Source organism: Luteibacter sp. RCC_6_2, from assembly GCF_041360655.1.
Classification (GTDB): domain Bacteria; phylum Pseudomonadota; class Gammaproteobacteria; order Xanthomonadales; family Rhodanobacteraceae; genus Luteibacter.
The window spans coordinates 115,607-136,726 of the sequence record NZ_JBFUPQ010000011.1 but is presented as its reverse complement, the minus strand read 5'-3'; the positions used below and the strand labels follow the sequence as shown (position 1 = coordinate 136,726).

Here is a 21,120-nt window from a genome sequence, read left to right as displayed (position 1 = left end):
CGCCCGGGGGGAACGCCGACATGACACACATCGCATGGTTCGTCTGCTGGAGTTCGGCGGCGCTGCTGCTACACGTCTTCGTCGGCTATCCGCTGCTGGTGTGGATGCAGGCTCGCCTGCGCCCCTTGCCGGTGGCGCGGCGCGCGATCCTGCCCACGGTCAGCATCGTGATGGCCGTGCACGACGGCGAGCGTTTCATCCGCGCGAAGCTGGCCAGCCTGAAACAGCTGGACTACCCCGCCGAGTTGATCGACATCGTCATCGCCTGCGACGGCTGCCACGACACGACGGTGACCACGGCACGGCGCTCGACCGATCCCCGGGTGACCGTGCTGGACTTTCCCAACCGGCGCGGCAAGGCGGCTTGCCTCAACGACGCCGTGGCACTGACGCGCGGCGAGGTGCTGCTTTTCACCGATGTCCGCCAGAAGCTCTCCCCGGTGGCCTTGAGGGAACTCGTCGCCAACCTCGGCGACCCCACCGTGGGCGCGGTGGGCGGTGAACTGCACATGGAGAACGTGCGCAGCGGCTTCGCCCAGGGCGTCGACTTCTACTGGCGTTACGAGAAAGGCATCCGCCATGCGGAAAGCCTGTCCGGTTCGACGATCGGCGTCAGTGGCGCCTTGTACGCGATACGCCGTTCGCTGTTCCAGCCACTGCCCGCGGGCACCGTGCTGGACGACGTGCTCGTGCCGATGCGCGTGGCGGCGCAAGGCAAGCGCGTGGTCTTCGAGCCCAAGGCGATGGCCTGGGACCAACCCTCGCAGCTGCCCGAGGAAGAGCGGCGGCGCAAGATCCGCACGCTCGCCGGAAACTACCAGTTGATCCAGCTCGCGCCATGGTTGCTCGCCCCGTGGCGCAACCCCCTCTGGTTCCGCTTCGTCAGCCATAAGCTCCTGCGCCTGTTCGCGCCGTGGCTGATCCTGGCCCTCACGATCAGCACCGGCCTGCTGTTCACCCGCCATCCCATGTACGCCCTGGCTTTCGGCGCACTGATAGGAGGATTGCTGCTGGTCGGGCTCGCACGCCTGCAACCGCCGTTGGGACGCCTGCTGCCCCTGCGTATCGCGGTCGCTTTCTTCTACCTCAATCTCTTCGCGGCGCAGGCGCTCGTGGCCTTCGCGCGCAATCGAAGGCTGCACTTATGGTGACCCCCATGCCCCCGCGCGGAGCGCCCGGTATTCGTGGCCGTCTCGGCGAGTTGTGCTATTCCAGCGGCCTGCTGCATTCGCTGCAACGCGTGCGCGCGTGGTGGCAACGCGACCTGCGCATCCTCGCCTACCACCGCGTGATGCCGCTGCCGGACCCGGACACCTTCGGCTTCGACCTCGAACTCATCAGCACGCCGCCCGCCGAATTCCGCGAGCAGATGTCGCGGATCAAGAAATACTTCCGGCCGATGCGCCTGACCGACATCGTGGCCGCCCTCGACGCCGGCGAGGCCTTGCCGCCGGACACCGTGGCGGTGACCTTCGACGACGGCTACGACGACAACTACCGGATCGCCGCGCCGATCCTGGACGAGGTCGGCGTGCCGGCGACGTTCTTCGTCTCCACCGGGCACATCGACACGGGCCGGCCGTACGCGTACGACTGGCTGGTCCACATGATCCTGCTCACGGCGGCGGCGCGGATGGTCCTTCCCGAACTGTCGATCGACGTCGCGCTGCCGCCGGACCGGCCGGCGCGCCGCCGCATCGCCGGCAACGTGCTGCTGCGCATGAAATGGCTCGACGCGTTCGGGCAGAGCGCGATGATCGAGCGGCTGGAGGTGGAATGGAACATGCCCTCGGCGGCCGCACGCCCCGTCGACTGCCGCCCCATGACCTGGGACCAGGTACGCGAGATGGAGGCGGCCGGGTTCGAATTCGGATCGCACGGCGTGCACCACCGCATGCTCGCACGCCTTCCGCGCGACGAGATGGAACGCGAGATCCGCGAATCCAAGACCACGCTGGACCGTGAACTGCGCCACCCCGCCGTGCTGATGTCCTATCCGGTGGGTGGCGACCGCGCCTATAACGACGATGTGATCTCGGCCACCCGCCACGCCGGCTTCCAACTCGCCTGCAGCTACGTCTGCGGTACCAACCCGGAGCCCAGCGAGAACCGCTACTCGCTCTACCGGCTGCCGGTGGAGAGCAACATGGGCCCCGGCTGGTTCGCCGCGATGCTCGCCTTGCCGCAGCTGATGAGCTACCCCACGCCCGCGCACCAGGCGGCCGGACCGAGGGAACAACCATGTTCCCCCTGATCCTCCTCTACGTCGTACTCACCATCATCCGTCCCCAGGACTACGTACCCGGCCTGGAAACCGCGCCCATCCTCCCCGTGGTGCTGTTGCTGGCCTTCGCCATGTGGCTGGCATCGCGTTCGAAGACCTTCGAAGCGCCGCAGTTCGTGATCCTGCCCGCTTTCCTGCTGATCCTGATGATCTCGCAGATGAGCAACGGCTGGGCCGGCGGCGCGCTCGACGAGCTGGCCCGCTTCGGCCCCGTGGTGATCGCCTTCTTCGTCTTCGGCGCCGCGTGCGGCACCCAGAAACGGGTACGCATCGCCATGGGCGTGTTCGTGGCCTGCGCGACGGTGCTCGCGCTGCACGGCGTCGAGCAGGTGAGCACCGGCGTGGGCTGGACGGGCACGCCGCTGAGCGAAGGCGGACGCATCCAGTACGTGGGCATCTTCAACGATCCGAACGATCTCGGCCTCCTGTTCGCGGCGACCCTGCCCATGGCGGTGTTCCTCGGCCGGCGCGGCACCGGCGCGATGCGCCCGGTGTGGCTGGTGGCGGCCCTGCTCCTGCTCTACGGCACCTATCTCACCAACTCGCGTGGCGCCATGCTGGCGGTGCTGGTCGTCGCCGGTTGCTATGTCTGGTACCGCAAGGGGGCCCTGGTCGCGGGCGCGATCGGCGTCGCCGGCCTTGCCGCGATGAAGCTGCTCTCCTCGCGGATGGAAGAACTCGATGCCGGCGAGGAATCGGCCGCGGGCCGCGTGGACGCCTGGTACTCCGGCCTGGAGATGTTCCGCGAGCACCCCGCGTTCGGTGTCGGCCCCGGTAATTTCACCGAGTACAACGACCTGACCGCGCACAACTCGTTCGTGCTCGTGCTGGCGGAAACCGGCTTCATCGGCTTCGTGCTCTGGCTCGCCTTCGTCGGTTACGGCTTCTGGATGATGCTGACGATCGTCCGCCACCATGGCCCGGCCGGCGCCGATCCCGCGCTCCAGGCCGAATGGGTCGCGGAGCGGCAGATGGCGCTGACCCTGCTGCTTTCCCTGTGTGGCCTGTTCGCGGCGGCCTTCTTCCTCAGCCGCAGCTACATGGTGGTGCTCTACCTGATCGCCGCCATGGTCGCCGGCTACTACGTGGGCGCGCGCCGCCGCTGGCCGGCCCTGCCAATGTTCCGGCTCTCCAACGGAGGCTGGCGCTGGCTGCCCGCGGGGGCATGCAGCGTCTTCGCCCTGTTCGTCCTCGTCGCCGTGCTCCTGCGAACCACATGAACCTCTACGAGACCACCTTGCGCCGCATCGTCTGGCCCGCTTACGAAGGCGGCCTGCGCCGACGCGACACGCCCGCGCACATGCGCCGCTACGAGCGCGACCAGTGGCTGGCCCCCGAGGAAGTGCTGGCCCTGCGCTTCCAGCGGCTGAAGCGCCTGCTCGACTGGTGCTACCGCGAGGTGCCGTACTACAAGCGTCGCTGGGACGCGCTCGGCATCGTGCCGCAGGACATCCGCGACATGGACGACTACGCGAAACTTCCCGTGTTGACCAAGGCGGACATCCGCGACAACGCCGACGAGATCAAGGCCACGTCGCTGAAGGCGTCGCTGGGCTACAAGGCCACGGGCGGTTCCACGGGCGAACCACTGCGCTTCGGTTTCACCCGCGAAAGCAACGACCGCCGCGTGGCCGTGATGTGGCGCGGCTACGGCTGGGCCGGCTCGCGGATGGGTCGCCGCACGCTGTTCCTCTGGGGCGGCGCCGTCGGCAACCCCAGCGCGATGCACCGCATGAAGGACCGCGTCTACAACGCCGTGTTCGCGCGCAAGCTGCTCGACAGCTTCCACATGAACGAGTCGAACATGGCCAGCTACGCCGATGCCATCGATGCCTACCGTCCGGAGGTCGTCGTCGGCTATGTCGGCCCGCTCGTCCGTCTGGCCGAATGGCTGCTGGCGAACAACCGCCAGGTGGCCCGCCCGGCTTCCGTCATCGGCGCCGCCGAAGCCCTGCATCCGTTCCAGCGCGAACTCATCGAAAAGGCTTTCGGTGCCCCCGCCTACAACACCTACGGCTGCCGTGAATTCATGCTGATAGCTTCCGAGTGCGAACATCGCCAGGGCCTGCACGTGAACGCGGACCATCTCGTGGTCGAGACGCTCGACCACGAAGGCATGCCGGCCATCGACGGAAGTGGCGAAGTCGCCGTCACCGACCTGTTCAACTACGGCATGCCATTCATCCGCTACGTCAACGGCGACATGGCCACGTATGCCGCATCCACGTGCGCCTGCGGCCGGGGCCTGCCCATGCTGGCCTCGGTCGACGGACGCAAGCTCGACGCGATCCGGACCCCCGCCGGCCATATCCTTCCCGGCGAATTCTTCCCGCACATGCTCAAGGACGTCCCGGGCCTCGCGCGCTTCCAGCTCGTGCAGCGACGGCTCGACCGGCTCGACCTGTCGATCGTGCGTGGCCGTGGATTCGAGGATGCCTCGCTCGACTACATTCGCCGCGAAGTGGGCAAGGTGCTGGGCGACAGCGCCGAACTGCACTGCCACTTCGTCGACGACATCCCGCTGACCCGCAGTGGAAAGCTGCGTGTCACCGTTTCGGAGCTGGCCTCGTGAACATCACCCACTTCGTCGAGAACCTCAACCGGGGTGGCCTCGAACGCATGGTCCTGGACCTGGTCAAGGAACAGCATCGGCAAGGCCACAAGGTGCAGGTGGTGTGCCTGTTCGAGCGCGGCTCGCTGGCGGGCGAACTGGACGCGCTGGGCATTCCCGTCGCCGCCTGCCACAAGCGCACCGGTTTCGACCTGCGCGCCCTCGGTCGCGCGCGCCAGCTGCTTGCCGCGCATTACACCGAGGTGCTGCACACGCACAACGCCGTGGCGCATTACCAGGCGGTGCTCGCCAGCGCGGGTATGGGTATCCGCCAGGTGGTGAACACCCGGCACGGCATGGGTGCGCAGAGGAAACCCGGCCGCCGCGAATGGCTTTTCCGCCGCGCGCTCAAGGCCACCGATGCCGTCGTCGCCGTCTGCGAAGCCGCGCGCGCGGATGCGGTACGGCGTGGCATCGCACCGGCGGCGAAGACCTGCGTGGTGCCGAACGGCATCGTGCTCGATGGTTTCGACATCGCTTCCGACATCATGCATGAACGTCTCACGCGGCTGATCCGGGTACCGCGTGGCACCCGGATCATCGGAAGCGTGGGCCGGCTGAACTGGGCCAAGGACCAGATGAGCCTGATACGCGCCTTCCGCATCGTCCGCCATACCCGGCCGGATACCGCGCTGGTACTGGTCGGCGATGGCGAGTTGCGCGAGACCTTGCGCGCCGCCGCCTTCGACGAAGGCGTGGCGGGTTGCGTGCACTTCCTGGGCGATCGCGACGATGTGCGCGACCTGCTCCAGGGTTTCGACCTGTTCGCGCTTTCCTCGGTGACCGAAGGCTATTCGATGGCCTTGCTGGAAGCCTGCGCCGCGGGCTTGCCCATCGTCGCGACCGACGTGGGTGGCAATGCGGAGATCGTGCACGACGGCGCCACCGGGCACCTCGTACCGCCCTGCGATCCATCGGCGCTGGCCGCGGCCATCCTCGACCTGTTGCATGCGACGCAGCGTGCGTCCACGCTGGGCCTCGCGGCGCGTGCGTGGGTGGAGGCGCATGGATCGATGGAAGCCATGGCCGCCCGCTATGGCCGGCTCTACTTCGGCGACATGGAGCATGCGTCATGAAGATCCTGGTGCTCACCAACCTCTTCCCCACCCCATGGGATACCCGCCGTGGCACGTTCAACCGACAGCAATTCCAGCGCCTGGCCGAGCGCCACGACGTGGACGTGCTCACGGCCGTCGATTTCCGCGAACGCATGGGCGGGGTGATGGGCACGGTGGACGTCCCCGGCATCCGGCGCGACCACTTCACGTTCTACCATCCGCCCGGCGTCGGCCGTTTCCTCAACGCGCTCTGCTTCTTCGCTTGCGTGATGTGGCAGCGCGGCCGCGACCTGCGCCGCGCCCGTTACGACGTGATACTGGCGAGCTGGGCGTATCCGGACGCGGCGGGCGGAGCCTGGGTGGCGCGCCTGCTCGGCATCCCCTACGTGGTCAAGGTGCATGGCAGCGACCTCAACGTACAGGCCGCTTCGCGCCTGCGCCGGCCGCAGATCAGGTCCGCCCTGCGTGGCGCGGGCGCCGTGATCGCGGTGAGCAAGGCGCTCGCGCGCAAGGCCATCGAACTCGGTGCCCGGCCCGAAGGCGTGGAAACGATCTACAACGGCGTCGACACGCGCATCTTCCATCGCGGCGACAGGGCCGCCGCGCGGCAGCGCCTCGGCCTGCCGCCCGAGGTTCCCATCGTGCTCTACGTAGGCAACCTCAAGGCGACCAAGGGCTGTCACGACCTGATCGAGGCATTTCCCGCCCTCGCGAAGCGGCACCATGACGCGCGCCTGGTCTACGTGGGCGAAGGCGCCAGCCGCGCCAACCTCGAGGACCGCGCGGCCTCCCTGTGCTGCGCGCCAGCCGTGCATTTCGAGGGCGCGGTGGATCATGCCGCGCTGGCGGACTGGTTCCAGGCGGCGAACGTGCTCTGCCTGCCCAGCCACAACGAAGGCGTGCCCAACGTCATCCTGGAGGCGATGGCATGCGGCACGCCGATCGTCGCGACCGCGGTCGGCGGCATTCCCGAGGTGGTGCCCCACCATGCGGGCATCCTCGTGCCGCCACACCAGCCGCGTGAACTCGGAACCGCGCTGGTGGAGGTGTTCGAGCGTCATTTCGATCCCGCCACCATCGCCGCGCATGCCGCGACTTTCCGCTGGGACGAGAATATCGACCGGCTCGAGCGCATGCTCGGCCGCGTCGCCGCCGGAGCCCCGGCCCACCTTGGCGCCAACGCATGAACTGGAAACCCAAGAAGCACGACCTGCTCGGATTGCTGCCGGAGAATCTCGTGCTGACGCGCACGCGGGATTCCGCGCTGCGCTACCTCAGCTTCGACGACGGTCCCGAACCCGGCTACACGCCCCGGCTTCTCGACACCCTGGCGAAGCATGGCGTGAAGGCCAGCTTCTTCCTCGTCGGTGAAAAGATCGAACGGCATCCGGACATCGTCCAGCGGATCGTCGACGAAGGGCACATGATCGGCAACCACTCCTACAGCCACTGGTCCTTCCGTAACATGACCCTGGCCAAACAGCTCGACGAGGTGCATCGCACCGATGCGCTGCTGCGCCTGTTCGACGACCGTCCGCACCACCGCATGCGCCCACCCCATGGCTACGTGGGCGCGCCGTTGCTCGCGCACTTCGTCCGGCACAAGCGCAGCTTCGTCTACTGGTCGTACGACAGCCTCGATTACCAGGACCGGCCGACGGAAGCACTGATCGCGCGCCTGCGCGGCGACCCACCGGCCGCCGGCGATATCGTGCTCATGCACGACGACAGCGACAAGGCGGCCCAGGCGCTGGACGTGCTCCTGCCGGAGTGGCTCGGCGAAGGCATGCGCTTCGCCGCCCTGCCGGGAACCGCATCGTGAAGATCCTCTACCATCACCGCACGCGTGGCCGTCATGTCGAAGGCGTGCATATCCGCGGCATCGTGGGCGCGTTGCGCGAACTGGGTCATCACGTGGACGTGATGTCGTTTCCCGGTGCCGACCCGGAAAAGGAAACCGATGGCGCCACCTCGTCCGGTCGCGGAAGGATCGCCGGCCTGGTGACACGGCTTCCCGGGATCGTCTTCGAAGCGTTCGAACTCCTCTACAACGCGGCCACCCTCCTGCGCATGGGCTGGGCGTGGCGCCGCGCGGCGCCCGAACTGATCTACGAGCGCTACTCGCTGTTCCTCTTCGCCACCGTCTGGCTGGCACGCCAGCGCGGTATTCCACTGGTACTGGAGATCAACGATTCCGCCCTGGTCGATCGCGTGCGCCCGTTGACGATGAAAGCGCTGGCCCGCCGGATCGAAGGCTGGTGCCTGCGCAACGCGACCGGCCTCGTCTTCATCTCCGGCTACTTTCGCGATATCGCCGGCCAGGCGTATGGCGATATCGCCCCGTCCGTCGTGTCGCCCAACGCCGTGGACCTGCCCCGCTTCGATCCCGCCCGTTTCGACCGCGAGCGCCTGCGTGCCGAGCGCGGGCTCACCGGCCGCACCGTCTGCGGCCACATCGGCGCGTTCGCCCACTGGCACGGCATGGACAGCTTCGTCGAGGCCATCGCCAATCGACTCGACGGCGTACCCGATCTCGCCCTGGTCTTCGTCGGCGACGGCAAGACCTTGCCGGCGGTGCGCGAACTGATCGCGGCACGCGGGTTGTCCGACCGCGTGCTCCTGCCCGGCCGTGTCCCGCACGAAGAGGTGGCGAGCTGGATCGCCTGCATGGACTATGCCGTGCTGCCGAATTCCAATCACTATGGCTCCCCCATGAAGCTATTCGAGTTCATGGGCATGGGGGTGGCGGTGGTCGCGCCGGACTATGCGCCGGTGGCGGAAGTGATCGTCGACGGCCACACCGGCTGGTTGTTCCCGCGCGGCGATGCGACGGCGTGCGTCGAGCGCGTTCTCGAACTGGCCCAGCGTGCCGACGAGCGCAAGCGTGTCGGCCATGCCGCGCGAGCCTATATCGCCAGCGAGCGGCAATGGCGCAACAATGCCGAGCAGCTGCTCACCCTGGTCCCGGCCGGAGCACCCGCGTGATCGCCATTCTTCTTCTCGCCTTCGTCCTGCTCGCCGCCATCGCGGTGACCGTGGCGATCCGCGCGCGCAACATGCAGTACTGGCTGTGGGGATACCTCACCCGTCGCGCGCCGCCGAAGGTCGAAGGCCCCGTACATGTGTTGTTCTGCTTCGTCGACCATTTCGAGCCGAACTGGGGCCGCGTCGACATGGATACCCAGCGCCGCCGCGTGGACCGCTGGTGCGACGAATACCGGGCCATGGCGTCGCGCCACCGTGACGCCGACGGGCGCGTGCCGCAGCACAGTTTCTTCTACCCCGAAGAGGAATACGTCGAGGAGCACCTGGACAAGATCGCCGCGCTCTGTGCCGACGGCTACGGTGAAATCGAAATCCACCTGCACCACGACGACGACACGCCGGAAAACTTCCTCGCCACCATGGATCGCTTCAACCGCCTTCTGCACGAGAAGCACGGCGCGCTGCCACGCGATCCGGTCACCGGCCAGCTTCGCTTCGCCTTCATCCATGGCAACTGGTGCCTGGACAACTCGCGCGCCGACGGCCGCTGGTGCGGCATCGACAACGAACTGATCCTGCTGCGCGAGCTGGGTTGCTATGCCGACTTCACCCTGCCCTCCGCGCCCAGCGACACGCAGACGCGCATGTCGAACGCCATCTACTACGCCACCGACGACCCGCATAAGTGCAAGTCGCACGACACGGGGGTTCCCATGCGGGTGGGTGGCAAGCCGTCAGGCGACCTCCTGATCATCCAGGGCGTGCTCGGCCTCAACTGGAAGAACCGCCGCTTCGGGATCATTCCACGCATCGAGAATTCGGATATCCGCCGCGGCTGTCCGCCGACGCCGTCCCGCGTGGACCAGTGGGTCCGGACCGGTGTCCATGTCGAGGGACGGCCGGAATGGGTCTTCATCAAGATCCACACGCACGGCACGCAGGAAGGCGACATGGACACCCTGCTGGGCAAGCCGGTCGACGACATGCACGCCTATCTCGAATCCGCCTACAACGACGGCAAGCGTCACGTACTGCACTACGTGACGGCGCGCGAGATGTACAACATCGCGAAAGCCGCCGAAGCCGGCATGACCGGCGACCCCGGTGCATACCGGGATTTCGAGCTGGCCAGGCCGCACGGCATCGAGGTGGAATTGTCTAACACCGCCGTGGTCCTTTAGCATCGCGGCCATGCGCCGTCCCACGCCACGCCTGTTCACCCACCTTCGCCGCCATCGCGGCGTGTGGATGCTCGCGCTCGCGGTGCTGCTGTTCAAGGTCGCGATGTCGACCTTCTGCGTGCTCGATGGCCCGCGTGTCGCCTTCTCCGGCGACGGCGCGAGCGCCACCGCCGCTTCGAACGCGGCGCTCGACGACGGTGACCTCTGCGTGCTCGACGAAGGCAAGGGTTGCCATTGCACGTGCGCCCACGCGGTGGCGCTGCCGGCGAGCATCGCCAGCGTGATCGTTCCCCCGCTGGTCTCCCGCGTGCACCCAGCGCTGCCGGTCGTGGCCCCACCGGCCTTCGCTCGCTCTCCCCTGCGCCCCCCGATCGCCTGACATCCGACTGCCCGGCACCGGCCGCCCGAGCGGCCGTGTCGACTCGTGTCCGATTCCAGGAGATCCACCCATGTTTTCCCCGCGTACCGCGCCCTGTAGGGCCGCGTGCCTGTGGTTGTTCCTGTGCGCATTCGCCCCGCAGGCGCTTGCCTCATTTCCAGCCGATCTTTCCGCCCCGCCCGCCGTACGTGAGGCCGTGCACCGGGTGTGGACGAACCATCCACGCATCCAGTCGGCCGATGCCGCCCGGCGTGCCGCGCTGGCCAACGCCCGTGCCGCCGCGCAGCCGGTATACAACCCCTCCCTGACCTTCGAAGGCGAGAACGCGGACGTCGATCGACGTACGGCCGGAGCGAGCCTCGCACTCGACCTCGGCGGCAAACGCCGCGCACGCACGGCGGAAGGCGACGCGGCCTTGCGCATGAGCGAAGCAAGCTATGCGCTCGAGCGGCGTGACGTGGCGGCACAGTGGCTGAAAGCCTGGTGCGCCAGCCTGCTCGCCGTGCGACAGAGCGACATGGGCCGCCAACGCGTGGACCTGATGCAGCGTTTCGACCGGCTCGCCGCGCAGCGGCTCGCGGTCGGCGACATCGGCAGTACGGAACGCGACCTGGCGGCCCTGGCACTGGGTGAAGCGCAGATCCAGCAAGCGTCGCTCGCCGGGCAGGAAGCGACGGCACGGGCCGCGCTGGAAGCCGTGGACGAGGATGCGGCATCGATACTGCCACCCTTTCCCACCGCCCTGCCGCCCGAACCCATCACGATCGCGCCGCTCCCGGCGGACGCCCGGCCCGAGATGATCCAGGCGCGCGCCGAACAGGAACGCGCGGAAGCCGGCATCGTCGTCGCGGAACGCGCCCGCCGTCCCGATCCCACGCTGAGCCTCACCGGTGGGCGCGTGCGTGACGGCGCCCGCAGCGATCGCGTCATCGGACTGAGCGTATCGATTCCGCTGCCCGTGCTGAACACGGGACGAGCCGAGATCGCGGCGGCCCGGGCGGAGGCGGACGCGGCCAGCGCCAACCGTCGTGCCGCCTTGCTGCGTTCGCAGGCGGCGCTTCGACAGCAGCAGGCGACGTACAGCGCCTTGCTCACCGCCGCCCGTGCTTTCCGTGGAAGCCGCGCGAGCGCGCTCGACGAGCGCACCGCCTTGCTGGAACGGCTGTGGCAAGCCGGGGAGATCGGCACCTCCGATTACCTCGTGCAACTGAAGCAAAGCCTCGATACCGCGTTGTCCGGTCTCGCCCTTGAAAGCCAGGCCTGGCAAGCCTGGTTCGACTACCTCGCCGCCGCCGGCCGTCTCGACGACTGGATCGACGGCGCAACGCTGGATACCGCCCGATGAACGCTTCGTTGTGTCGATTCATTTTCGTGCTCGCCCTCCTGCCGCTCGCACCTGCCCATGCCCAGGCACCCGTGGAGAAACGCGACGATCCTCTCACCCTCGACGAGGCCGCCATCAAGGAAGCCGGTATCGTCGTCGATACCCTGCGCCCCCGCGCGATGAACGACCTGATCGTCGCACCCGGCGAGGTGAAGGTGGATGCGTATTCCACGGAACTGGTTTCCCCGCGCATCGCGGCGCAAGTCGTCGCGCGCCGGGTGAAACTCGGCGACGTGGTGGCCGTCGGCACGCCCTTGGTCGAGCTCTCCGGCGTGGAGGTGGCCGAGACGCAGGGACAATTGATCGTCGCCAGCCAGGATTGGCAACGCGTCTCCGCACTGGGTCCCCAGGCGGTGTCCGCGCGGCGTTATAACGAAGCACTGGTGGCTCGTGACCAGGCCCGGGCGAAACTGCGCGCGTTCGGCCTTTCGGAAGGACAGGTCGCACGCGTGGTCAAGCGTGGTTCGTCAGCCGCCGATGGCCGTTTCGAACTGCTGGCACCGCGCGCGGGACGGATCACCACCGACGACTTCCTCGTCGGCCAGCGCGTGGAACCCGGACAAACCCTGTTCACCCTCGTGACCGAGGATTCCGTCTGGGTCGAGGCGCGGCTGCCTCCCGCCGCGGCGAAGAGCGTGAAGCGAGGCGACACGGTGACCGTGGGCGCCCACGGCACGGAGCTTCCCGGCAAGGTGCTCCAGCGCTCGCACCAGACCGACGAAACGACGCGCACCGTGGCGGTACGCATCCAGGTCGACAACCGCGACGACCTGCTGCATCCCGGCGAACTGGTGGAGAGCCGTATCGCCATCGGCCTTCCCACGCAACGGCTGGCGGTGCCATCGGAAGCCGTGCTGCTTCTGCAGGACCAGCCCACCGTCTTCGTACGCCGTGGCGCGACCGGCCGGTTCGACGCCGTTGCCGTGGAAACGGATGCGACCGTCAATGGCTGGACCCCGATCCGGCAAGGCCTGCGTGCCGGCGACACCTACGTGAGCAAGGGCGCGTTCGCGCTGAAGGCCCGGCTCCTGCGCTCGCAGTTGGGGGAAGAGTGATGTTGCAACGTCTCGTCGCACTTTCGCTGCAGTACAAGCCACTGGTGCTGATCGCGTTCGCCGTCGTCGCCCTGCTCGGGATAAGAGCCGCCGGCAGCTTGCCCATCGACGCCTTCCCCGACGTCACGCCGGTCCAGGTCAATGTCTATACCGAGGCCGCCGGCCTCGCCGCCGAGGATGTGGAGCGACTGCTCAGCACGCCCGTGGAATCCGCGCTTGCGGGGCTGCCCGGCGTGGAGGACATCCGTTCGGTGAGCCTGTTCGGCCTGTCGTACGTGTCGGTGTACTTCGACGACGGCACGGACATCTACTTCGCACGCCAGCTCGTGAACGAGCGCCTGCAGCAGGTGGGCGACCGTCTTCCCGCGGGCTATGGCAAGCCTGAGATGGGACCGAACACCTCGGGGCTCGGGCAGGTGTTCTGGTACACCGTGGAACGCGACGGGAAAAACCCCGCCAAGGCGCCCTCCGACATGGACCTGCGCAGCCTGCAGGACTGGACGTTGCGCCTGGTGCTGCGCACCGCGCCCGGCGTGGACGACGTCACGTCCTGGGGCGGGCAGGAGAAGCAGTATCAGGTGAGCGTCGATCCGATCCGGCTCTTCGCACACGGCCTGGGCATCAAGGACGTCATGCAGGCGGTGGAAGCGAACAATGCCCAGGTCGGCGGCAACGTCGTCGACGTCGGCCGCGAACAGTACCTCGTGCGTGGCCTCGGCCTGGTCCGGAATGCCGCCGACATCGGCGACATCGTCCTGAAAACCGCGGATGGCACCCCGGTCTACGTGCGCGACGTGGCGACCGTCATCGAAGCCGGCGCACCCCGAACCGGCGCGGTGACCCGCGATGGCAAGGAGGTGGTCATGGGACAGGCGTTGGCCCGCATCGACGAAAACGCGCGCAACGTGGTCGACGCCGTGAAGGCGAAGTTGGCGATACTGACGCGTGCACTCCCTGAAGGAGTCACCGTTCGTCCGGTCTACGAGCGCAGCGACCTCGTCGATGCCGCCGTAGGCACCGCGACCCGCGCCCTGGTGGAGGGATCGATCCTCGTCGCCGTGGTGCTGTTCCTCTTCCTCGGCGAGTTGCGCAGCGCCCTGATCGTCGTGGCGACCCTGCCGCTGGCCCTGCTGATCGCCGTGATCTGCATGGCGCAGGCCGGGCTTTCCGCGAACCTGATGTCGCTGGCCGGACTGGCGATCGGTATCGGCATGATGGTGGACGGCGCCGTGGTGATGGTCGAGAACGCGTTCCGCCTCATGGCCGAGCGCAAGGCCCGTGGCGAACCCGAAGACCGTACGGCGGCCGTGCGCGACGCCGCTCGCGAGGTCGCCACGCCGATCGCCTTCGCCATCCTCATCATCATCGTGGTGTTCCTGCCGCTGTTCGGCCTGCAGGGGCTGGAAGGCAAGATGTTCCGGCCGATGGCGTTCAACATCGGCTTCGCCATGGCGGGATCGCTGGTCCTCGCGCTCACGCTCATTCCCGTGCTGGCGGCCCTGCTGCTCAAGCCCGGCGAGGAAAAGGACACCCGCCTGGTCGCCTGGCTGAAACGCGGCTATGCGCGCGTGTTGCGCTGGTCGCTCGCGCACCGGCCGATCGTGATCGGTGTCGCAGGGGCCGCCCTGGTGGCGGCACTCGCCCTGTTTCCCTTCCTGGGCAAGGAATTCATGCCCACCCTGCGCGAGGGCGCGATCATGTGGCGGATCACCTCGATTCCGTCGGCTTCGCTGGAAGAATCGATCGGCCTGTCCAAGCGCGTCGCCGAGCGGATCAAGAACCGCTTCCCCGAAGTGGAGACCACGCTGGCGATGATCGGGCGCGCAGAGAAAGGCGAGACGGCGGACGTGAACTACATGGAGGTCTATACGCCACTGAAGCCAAGATCGCAGTGGCGCGACGGACAGACCCTTGAAGCGATCGAGCAAGCCATGCAGGACGACCTCGGCGCGCTCCTGCCCACCGCCGTGGTGAGCTATACCCAGCCGATCCAGATGCGGGTGGAGGAACTGATCTCCGGCGTGCGTGCCACCCTGGCGCTGAAGATCTACGGCGACGACCTCGGCGAACTCGACCGGTTGGCGTCGCGCATGAAGGACGTGCTGGCCGGCGTGCCCGGCGTGGCGGACCTCTCGCTCGAGGCCAATATCGGCAAGCCACAACTGCGCATCGAGGTGGACCGCGATGCGCTGGCCCGGTACGGCCTCAACGCCGACGACGTGCTCACCGTGGTGCGCAACGGCATCGGTGGCGAACCGGTGGGGACCCTGCTCGAGGGCGTGCGCCGCTTCGACATCACCGTACGCCTGGACGATGCCAGCAAGGCGTCGCCCGTCGCGATCGGGCGGATTCCGATCCGGACACCGTCCGGCGCCCTGGTGCAGCTCGGCCAGGTGGCCAAGGTGACCACGGCGGAGGGGTATTCGTTCATTCGCAGGGAGGCCTTGCAGCGTTACGCCGTGATCGCCATGGACGTGCGCGGGCGCGACATCGACGGCTTCGTCCGCGAGGCGAACGCACGCATCGGCGCCTCGGTCACCCTTCCCACCGGGTACTACACCGCATGGGGCGGCGCCTTCGAGAACCAGCAGCGTGCGCTCGAGCGCCTCGCGCTGATCGTCCCAGCGACCATCTTCCTCATTTTCGTGTTGCTTTATACCGCCTTCAATTCACTGCGCCATGCGAGCCTGATCCTGGCCAACGTGCCCTTCGCGATCATCGGCGGGATCTTCGGCCTGTACATCACCGGCCAGTACATCTCGGTGCCCTCGGCGATCGGTTTCATCGCCGTCTTCGGCGTGGCGATGCTGAATGGGATCGTCCTGGTGAGTTTCCTCGATGCGCAGCGCACCGCGGGCCTCGACGTGCGCGAAGCCGTGCTGCGCGGCACGGCCTTGCGTCTGCGGCCGGTGTTGATGACCGCGAGCGTCGCGATCCTTGGCCTCGTGCCCATGCTGCTCTCCAGCGGCGTGGGCGCGGAGACGCAGCGGCCGCTGGCGACCGTCGTCGTGGGTGGCCTCATCACCTCCACCCTGCTGACCCTGGTGCTGCTGCCGGTCGTCTACGACTGGATGGAGCGGAAAGCGAAGCCGAAGTAACGATCCAGCGAACGCTCCGGATGGAACGGAATCATGCAGGACCGTTGCGGGTTCTCCCAACGGTCCTGCAATTCGTAACCGAGCGACGAGAGTCCACCGAGGAATTCGCGCTCGGCGGTCACCCGGTAGGGGCAGCAGGCGGTGCCGATGTTCTGCACGGTGAAGTACGACTCGCGCATGTGGACGGGCACGGAGTTGAGCAACAGGAATCGCGGCCGGCGTTCCATCGCCTGCAGCGCCTCGACCAGTGAGTAACGCAGGTACTGCAACGAACCCGCCGCGAAAAGCACGTCCACTCCGGACGCCTTCGCCACCTCCCCGGCGAAATGCAGGCGTCCGGCCGGATCGTGTTCCTTCGCCCAACGCTCGCCCGCGGCGTTCACGGCCGGCACGTCCATCACCGTCCAGCGCAGGCCGGCCGGATAGGCGAGGTATTTCTGGTAAGCGTAATAGGCGATGCCGATGTGTCCGCCGATGTCGAAGACGGTGTGCGCGCCGTCGGCGAAGAAGCGGCCGAGCCAGTACATCATCGGATAGTCGTTGATGAAGACCCGCCGGGTTCGCTCGCGATAGAGTTCGGCCGACTCGGTGTTGTCGTAGCCACTGGTGTTGGCCGCGGGAATGCTGGCCTGGGCCTCGTCGAACGTGGGGAACACGCCACGATACAGGTGATGCGTCAGCGCCCGGTGTGCGAAGAACGTCCGTGTGTACCGCGCTTCGAGAAAGGAACGGATCAACGGCAGCCTTGCCGTCGCCTCCTGGTACGGCCGGGAGTCGACTTGCGTGTTCATGAGCACCTCTGGACGGAACCTGCAGCCCCAAGCCTGCGCCTCTATGTCCGTCCTGCCCATCGTCCAGAGGCCTAGTCCATCCGGCCAGCGGGCCCGGGGGTTCAGCCCTGGCGGCGGGCCTGCATGTCCGAACGCATGCGGTGCAGGCCACGGTACAGCCAGCGAAGCGGCGCGACCATACGGAATCCGGCGGTGGCACGCGTGGCCCGTACCACGTAGAGCGATCCGCACGGCTCCGCTCGCGTCGACAGCAGGCGCTTGTACTGGTTGTCGCCATAGCCGAAGCTGATCCGCTCGCCGGGGAAGCGGTCGAGCAGACCACGTACCGCCTGGAACACGGCGACCGACCCGATGCCGATCTTCGCGACCTCCTCGTCGTAGCCGAGATCGTCGACGAGATACGTGCCCGCGATGCGATAACCGTGCACATACGCCAGCGGCCGCCCGTCACGTACCACCACGTGGCCGATCAGCTGGCCCGCCTCGGCGAGACGCTGGAACAGGGTGACACGTTCGGGAGCCTCCCAGTCGATGGGCAGGTCGGCGTGATGCCACGTCCGCGCGTACAGCTCGTTCATGAGGCGGCAATACTCCGCCATATCTTCCGCGCGATCGAACACGCGCAACGCGGCGTCGCCGCCCAGCTTGCGGTAGGCGCGCCCGACCCGTTGCACGAGGTCGGCGCGCTTCTTCTTGTCCATGGCGGCAAGCCATGCCTCGGAGGATGGCTGCGGGTCGATCGACCAGTGCACCTGGTCGAGCAGGTGCGCCACCACGGTGCGGAAACCGCCGCCATGCGACAACGAGGCGGCGAAGCCATTGGGCAGGTCCGCTTCCTGGATGCGGACGACGCGGATATGGGGGTCGTGGGCGATCTGCCGGGATACCAGCAGTTCCACCGCGGAACGTTCCCCTTCGTTCGCTACGACGCCGGCACCGAGCATGCGCAGGGCCGCGCCGCGGTACAGCTGCAACCGCCGCCCCGCGAGGTCGAGCCGGGCCGTGTGATCGATGGCGAGCAGCGGCGCGTAGCCCGCCACCCTGCCCTCCGCATCGTGAGCGACGATCACGTGCGGCACGGTGCCGTCGTGACGGCTGACCACCTCGTACTCGATCCAGTCCGGGTGTTGCACGATGCCGCTGGCCGCTCCCGGCTGTTCCGCGACGCGCGCCAGTTCGTCGCGCAGGCCGCGAAGGGCTTCCAGGGTATGCACGGTGGAACAGACGTAACTCATGGGCTGGCCTTCACCACGGAAGGTTGGACGAACTGGAGGCCCCGGATCAGCCATCGTCCGGGCGGACCGAGGCGGCGGCTGATACCCGTCATCAGGGCGAGGTCGTCGCCGGTCCAATAACGAACGAGCATGCTGCCGGGCAGGTACAGGGCCATGAACACGGCCGCGCCGACGAGGAAGCCGAGTCGCGACGGCGTGGCGGCGGTGGCTCCCCAGGCGGCGAGCGTGGCGATGAAACCCACCGCGAACAGGCGCGACATGGCCGCCACCGGCAGGGCGCCGCTGGTCGCCTTGCGCAGGTAATGGATCGCCAAGGCCATCTCGACGATGCGCGTACCGGCGTAGGTGACGACGGCCCCGGCCAGGCCGAGCGGCGGGATCAACGCGGCGCCGAGCACGGCGTTGGCGGCCAACGCGACGACGGCGATGCGGATGCGGTCGTCCTGGCGGTCGACGACGGTCTGGAACGCGGCGATGCCGTTGCCGATGAGCAACAGGCCACCCAGCACCAGGGTGGCCTCGATGGCGGGAATCGCATCGACATAGCGGTTGCCGTACATCAACCGGACGATCTCCGGCGTGGTGACCAGACCCAGCCCCGCGATGGCGATACCGACGGCCCAGTAGAAGCGCGTGGCTTCGGAAAGGAAACGCGCGGCGCGCGCCGTTCCGCTCTCGCCGTAGGTCTTGGCCATGTAGGGCAGCAAGGTGGACGTGAGCCCCACCGAGAACAACTGCACGGCGCCGCGGGTGAGTGTCCCGGCGATCGCGAAATAGCCCACCGCGACCGATCCGGCGAAGGCATTGAGCAGGAATACCTCGATCGTGCCGACGCGGAACGATCCCATGAGGACCAGGGCGGCGGTGAGGCGAAGATGGCGATTCACGCGTGCGTTCACGTCCGGCGGAATCGGTCCCGGTGCATAGGGGCGGCAGCAGCGACGATAGGCCACCCGGTTGATGAGGTTCAGCAGCAGGCACGCCACCGCGAACAGGGCCACGAAGGAGACGAGGTCCGCGTGCACGATCATCGCGGCGAGCACGAGCAGCATGCCGACGATGCCGGAGGCCACGGTGGCCACGGCTTCCGGTTCGAAGCGCTCCTGGCCCTTGCCGATGGCGACGAGCATGGCGTAGTTGGCTTTCGCGACCACGGCCACGACGACCAGGCCCATGATCGGCAACAGCGAGTTGCCCCATTCGGACGGATGGAACAACCAGCCGATCAGGACGAACAGGAGGATGACCGCCAACGAGCTGTAGGTCTGGATGTGCGAGAAACGCGCGGCCAGGTGAGAGGCGAGCGATGCGTCGCCCATGCCGTCGGCCTCGGCGATGAACTTGGTCGACGAGGTGGTCAGCGCGTGGTTGGAGCAGACGATCAGCCAGCCGCACAACCACACGGTGAAGGCATAACGGCCGAAGTCGGAGGGGCCCAGCGAGCGGGCGATCCACACGCTCATCAGCAAGCCGAGCGCGTATTCGATGTACGTGGACACCGTGACGATGCCGATGCTGCGCAGGACGGCGACGCGGCGGTTCATGGCGATGCCACCTGCCGCGGCACGCCGGCGCCCGCCGGTTGCGCCATCATCCATTGCGCCACGCCCGCGCCGCGATTGTTCCAGTTGAAGCGGCGCAAGGTATCCGATATCGCCGCGCAGGCAGGGCTGTACGACGCGGCGATCGCCTTGAAACGCTTCTTCAAGGCGGCGGCTTGCGCAGGATCAGTCTCGAAGTACCATGCGGCCGCCACCGGCAAGCCGAGTTCGACCGTGTGGCCATCGCTATACCAACCGTCGGTGTCCTGGATCTTCGTCAACGCCTCGTCATTCACCTGCGACGACGACCAGTACCAGGCGATCTGTCCCTGCGGGCCGGAGCAATCGTTGCGCCAGTCGTGCGGCGGCACGAGCCGCCGCGGATCGATCCAGCCATGTCGCTCCAGGTAGCGTCCGAAGCCGGTGAGCATGCCGGGGATGCGCGGATCGGCCGTGACGAGCCATGCATGCCACAGGCCGTCGACGATGTTCTCGCTCATCCACGGGGAAGCGCCGCGTACGTCGTCGGCACCGTGTGGATCGTTTTCGTGCACGTTCCAGCTGTTGCGCCACGAGCCGTCGTCGCCGAGACCGTCTGGATTCGTCCGCTGGTGGTCGTGCAGCCAGCCGACGCGCGCGTCGATGCGTTGCCGGTAGCGCACGTCCCCGGTGAGTTCATAGGCGGCCACCGTCTCGACCAGCCCGAGGCCGGCGAGGCGTTCGGTGAAGTAATCGTCGGGATGCCTGTATGGGCCCGGCGCGCCATTCCAGCCACCGCTATTCCAGAGGTCGGCCATCTTCGCCACGGTCGCCCCGTCGTGCATGGAATCGTCGCCCGTGAGCGCCACGGCGAGCAGCACCGGCTCGATGTACACGTATTTCACGTCGCATGGCTTGCCGTCGGGGAGCCAGCCTCCACCGCAGGACGGGCTTACCGGCAGGCCGTCGCGCTTGATCCCCGCCATGTACCAGCGGTAGCTCATCTCGGCCGCCTCCAGGTAATCCGCCCTGCCCGTGCGCACATAGGCCTTGAACAGGGTCGACGGCCGGTCGAACAACCATGCCGTCGTGTCCTTCGTGGGCAGCGCGGACGCCCAGCGGAACTGGCCGTCGACATAGCGCGCGTAGGGCTCGTCGTTCGCCGCCACGGACTGCGGCCCGGCGATGAGCGAGGCGGTGAGCCATTCCGGCGTCAAAGTCGCAATGGCGGCGAGCCGCCCGTCGACGAGGCCGCCGGCATACGGCCAGCCGGGGATGTCCGCCGTGCGTGGCGAGTCGAGTGTGAACTGGTAGGTGCCGGGTACCGCGCGAAATTGCACACGAACGGCGCGCACGCTGCCGTCACGGAAATGCCAGGCCAGGGTGGATGTCACCGCGGCTGGGACCTCGCTGCCGCGGCCGTCGACGATGCGAACCCGCTTTGGATCGCGCAGCAGGCCTGGTGGAAACGGAATTCCCACGGTCACCGGCAAGTCATCGCCCCGCCCCGCCAGCCGATGCACTTCGATCCTGCGAATG

Annotated in this window: 17 protein-coding genes; 13 read left to right on the top strand and 4 right to left on the bottom strand. The window is 67.6% G+C overall.

Features of this window, described 5'->3' with window-relative positions:
• The first annotated feature begins 20 nt into the window (after positions 1-20).
• From AB6730_RS13600 to AB6730_RS13540, 13 genes are all read left to right on the top strand, one after another.
• A complete protein-coding gene (locus tag AB6730_RS13600; protein ID WP_371024135.1) occupies positions 21-1,151 on the top strand; it encodes a glycosyltransferase family 2 protein in 1,131 nt (376 codons plus the stop codon).
• A 5-nt stretch (positions 1,152-1,156) separates the two neighbouring features.
• Complete coding sequence (locus tag AB6730_RS13595; protein WP_371024134.1) at positions 1,157-2,254, top strand: polysaccharide deacetylase family protein; 1,098 nt, start codon at positions 1,157-1,159, stop codon at positions 2,252-2,254.
• Positions 2,242-3,504 carry an O-antigen ligase family protein gene (locus AB6730_RS13590; protein WP_371024133.1) on the top strand — a complete coding sequence of 421 codons (1,263 nt, stop codon included), beginning with the start codon at positions 2,242-2,244 and terminating at the stop codon, positions 3,502-3,504. Before AB6730_RS13595 ends, AB6730_RS13590 begins: the two co-directional genes overlap by 13 nt.
• Entirely contained in the window at positions 3,501-4,856 is a 1,356-nt protein-coding gene (locus AB6730_RS13585) for a phenylacetate--CoA ligase family protein (protein WP_371024132.1), read from the top strand. The genes AB6730_RS13590 and AB6730_RS13585 overlap by 4 nt, the downstream gene beginning before the upstream one ends.
• Entirely contained in the window at positions 4,853-5,971 is a 1,119-nt protein-coding gene (locus tag AB6730_RS13580) for a glycosyltransferase (protein WP_371024131.1), read from the top strand. Before AB6730_RS13585 ends, AB6730_RS13580 begins: the two co-directional genes overlap by 4 nt.
• Positions 5,968-7,140 (top strand): glycosyltransferase family 4 protein, encoded by a 1,173-nt coding sequence (locus AB6730_RS13575; RefSeq protein ID WP_371024130.1) that lies wholly within the window; start codon positions 5,968-5,970, stop codon positions 7,138-7,140. Before AB6730_RS13580 ends, AB6730_RS13575 begins: the two co-directional genes overlap by 4 nt.
• Complete coding sequence (locus AB6730_RS13570; RefSeq protein ID WP_371024129.1) at positions 7,137-7,775, top strand: polysaccharide deacetylase family protein; 639 nt, start codon at positions 7,137-7,139, stop codon at positions 7,773-7,775. The genes AB6730_RS13575 and AB6730_RS13570 overlap by 4 nt, the downstream gene beginning before the upstream one ends.
• Positions 7,772-8,938: a glycosyltransferase family 4 protein gene (locus tag AB6730_RS13565; protein WP_371024128.1), complete on the top strand. Its 1,167-nt coding sequence runs from the start codon at positions 7,772-7,774 to the stop codon at positions 8,936-8,938. Before AB6730_RS13570 ends, AB6730_RS13565 begins: the two co-directional genes overlap by 4 nt.
• Entirely contained in the window at positions 8,935-10,119 is a 1,185-nt protein-coding gene (locus AB6730_RS13560; RefSeq protein WP_371024127.1) for a hypothetical protein, read from the top strand. Before AB6730_RS13565 ends, AB6730_RS13560 begins: the two co-directional genes overlap by 4 nt.
• Positions 10,120-10,129: 10 nt before the next feature.
• A complete protein-coding gene (locus AB6730_RS13555) occupies positions 10,130-10,498 on the top strand; it encodes a hypothetical protein (protein ID WP_371024126.1) in 369 nt (122 codons plus the stop codon).
• Between the two features lie 70 nt (positions 10,499-10,568).
• Entirely contained in the window at positions 10,569-11,843 is a 1,275-nt protein-coding gene (locus tag AB6730_RS13550; RefSeq protein ID WP_371024125.1) for a TolC family protein, read from the top strand.
• Positions 11,840-12,937 carry an efflux RND transporter periplasmic adaptor subunit gene (locus tag AB6730_RS13545; protein WP_371024124.1) on the top strand — a complete coding sequence of 366 codons (1,098 nt, stop codon included), beginning with the start codon at positions 11,840-11,842 and terminating at the stop codon, positions 12,935-12,937. Before AB6730_RS13550 ends, AB6730_RS13545 begins: the two co-directional genes overlap by 4 nt.
• Positions 12,937-16,035: an efflux RND transporter permease subunit gene (locus tag AB6730_RS13540; protein WP_371024123.1), complete on the top strand. Its 3,099-nt coding sequence runs from the start codon at positions 12,937-12,939 to the stop codon at positions 16,033-16,035. The genes AB6730_RS13545 and AB6730_RS13540 overlap by 1 nt, the downstream gene beginning before the upstream one ends.
• On the opposite strand, the gene AB6730_RS13535 is transcribed toward AB6730_RS13540, so the two are convergent.
• The 4 genes from AB6730_RS13535 to AB6730_RS13520 all read right to left on the bottom strand — a co-directional run bounded on the left by AB6730_RS13535 (position 15,999) and on the right by AB6730_RS13520 (position 21,104).
• Entirely contained in the window at positions 15,999-16,826 is an 828-nt protein-coding gene (locus AB6730_RS13535) for a TIGR04325 family methyltransferase (protein ID WP_371024122.1), read from the bottom strand. The two genes, AB6730_RS13540 and AB6730_RS13535, sit on opposite strands and share 37 nt — an antisense overlap.
• Before the next feature lie 101 nt (positions 16,827-16,927).
• Positions 16,928-18,061 (bottom strand): GNAT family N-acetyltransferase, encoded by a 1,134-nt coding sequence (locus AB6730_RS13530; RefSeq protein WP_371024121.1) that lies wholly within the window; start codon positions 18,059-18,061, stop codon positions 16,928-16,930.
• Complete coding sequence (locus AB6730_RS13525) at positions 18,058-19,605, bottom strand: oligosaccharide flippase family protein (RefSeq protein WP_371024120.1); 1,548 nt, start codon at positions 19,603-19,605, stop codon at positions 18,058-18,060. The genes AB6730_RS13530 and AB6730_RS13525 overlap by 4 nt, the downstream gene beginning before the upstream one ends.
• The gene (locus tag AB6730_RS13520) at positions 19,602-21,104 is read right to left on the bottom strand and encodes a hypothetical protein (protein WP_371024119.1); all 1,503 of its coding nucleotides are present in this window, start codon (positions 21,102-21,104) and stop codon (positions 19,602-19,604) included. Before AB6730_RS13520 ends, AB6730_RS13525 begins: the two co-directional genes overlap by 4 nt.
• Positions 21,105-21,120 lie beyond the last annotated feature (16 nt).

Coding starts and splice junctions, on each gene's coding strand:
- AB6730_RS13600 (WP_371024135.1), top strand. CDS start 21: ATGACACACATCGCATGGTTCGTCTGCTGGAGTTCGGCGGCGCTGCTG.
- AB6730_RS13595 (WP_371024134.1), top strand. CDS start 1,157: ATGCCCCCGCGCGGAGCGCCCGGTATTCGTGGCCGTCTCGGCGAGTTG.
- AB6730_RS13590 (WP_371024133.1), top strand. CDS start 2,242: ATGTTCCCCCTGATCCTCCTCTACGTCGTACTCACCATCATCCGTCCC.
- AB6730_RS13585 (WP_371024132.1), top strand. CDS start 3,501: ATGAACCTCTACGAGACCACCTTGCGCCGCATCGTCTGGCCCGCTTAC.
- AB6730_RS13575 (WP_371024130.1), top strand. CDS start 5,968: ATGAAGATCCTGGTGCTCACCAACCTCTTCCCCACCCCATGGGATACC.
- AB6730_RS13570 (WP_371024129.1), top strand. CDS start 7,137: ATGAACTGGAAACCCAAGAAGCACGACCTGCTCGGATTGCTGCCGGAG.
- AB6730_RS13555 (WP_371024126.1), top strand. CDS start 10,130: ATGCGCCGTCCCACGCCACGCCTGTTCACCCACCTTCGCCGCCATCGC.
- AB6730_RS13550 (WP_371024125.1), top strand. CDS start 10,569: ATGTTTTCCCCGCGTACCGCGCCCTGTAGGGCCGCGTGCCTGTGGTTG.
- AB6730_RS13545 (WP_371024124.1), top strand. CDS start 11,840: ATGAACGCTTCGTTGTGTCGATTCATTTTCGTGCTCGCCCTCCTGCCG.
- AB6730_RS13540 (WP_371024123.1), top strand. CDS start 12,937: ATGTTGCAACGTCTCGTCGCACTTTCGCTGCAGTACAAGCCACTGGTG.
- AB6730_RS13535 (WP_371024122.1), bottom strand. CDS start 16,826: ATGAACACGCAAGTCGACTCCCGGCCGTACCAGGAGGCGACGGCAAGG.
- AB6730_RS13530 (WP_371024121.1), bottom strand. CDS start 18,061: ATGAGTTACGTCTGTTCCACCGTGCATACCCTGGAAGCCCTTCGCGGC.
- AB6730_RS13525 (WP_371024120.1), bottom strand. CDS start 19,605: ATGAACCGCCGCGTCGCCGTCCTGCGCAGCATCGGCATCGTCACGGTG.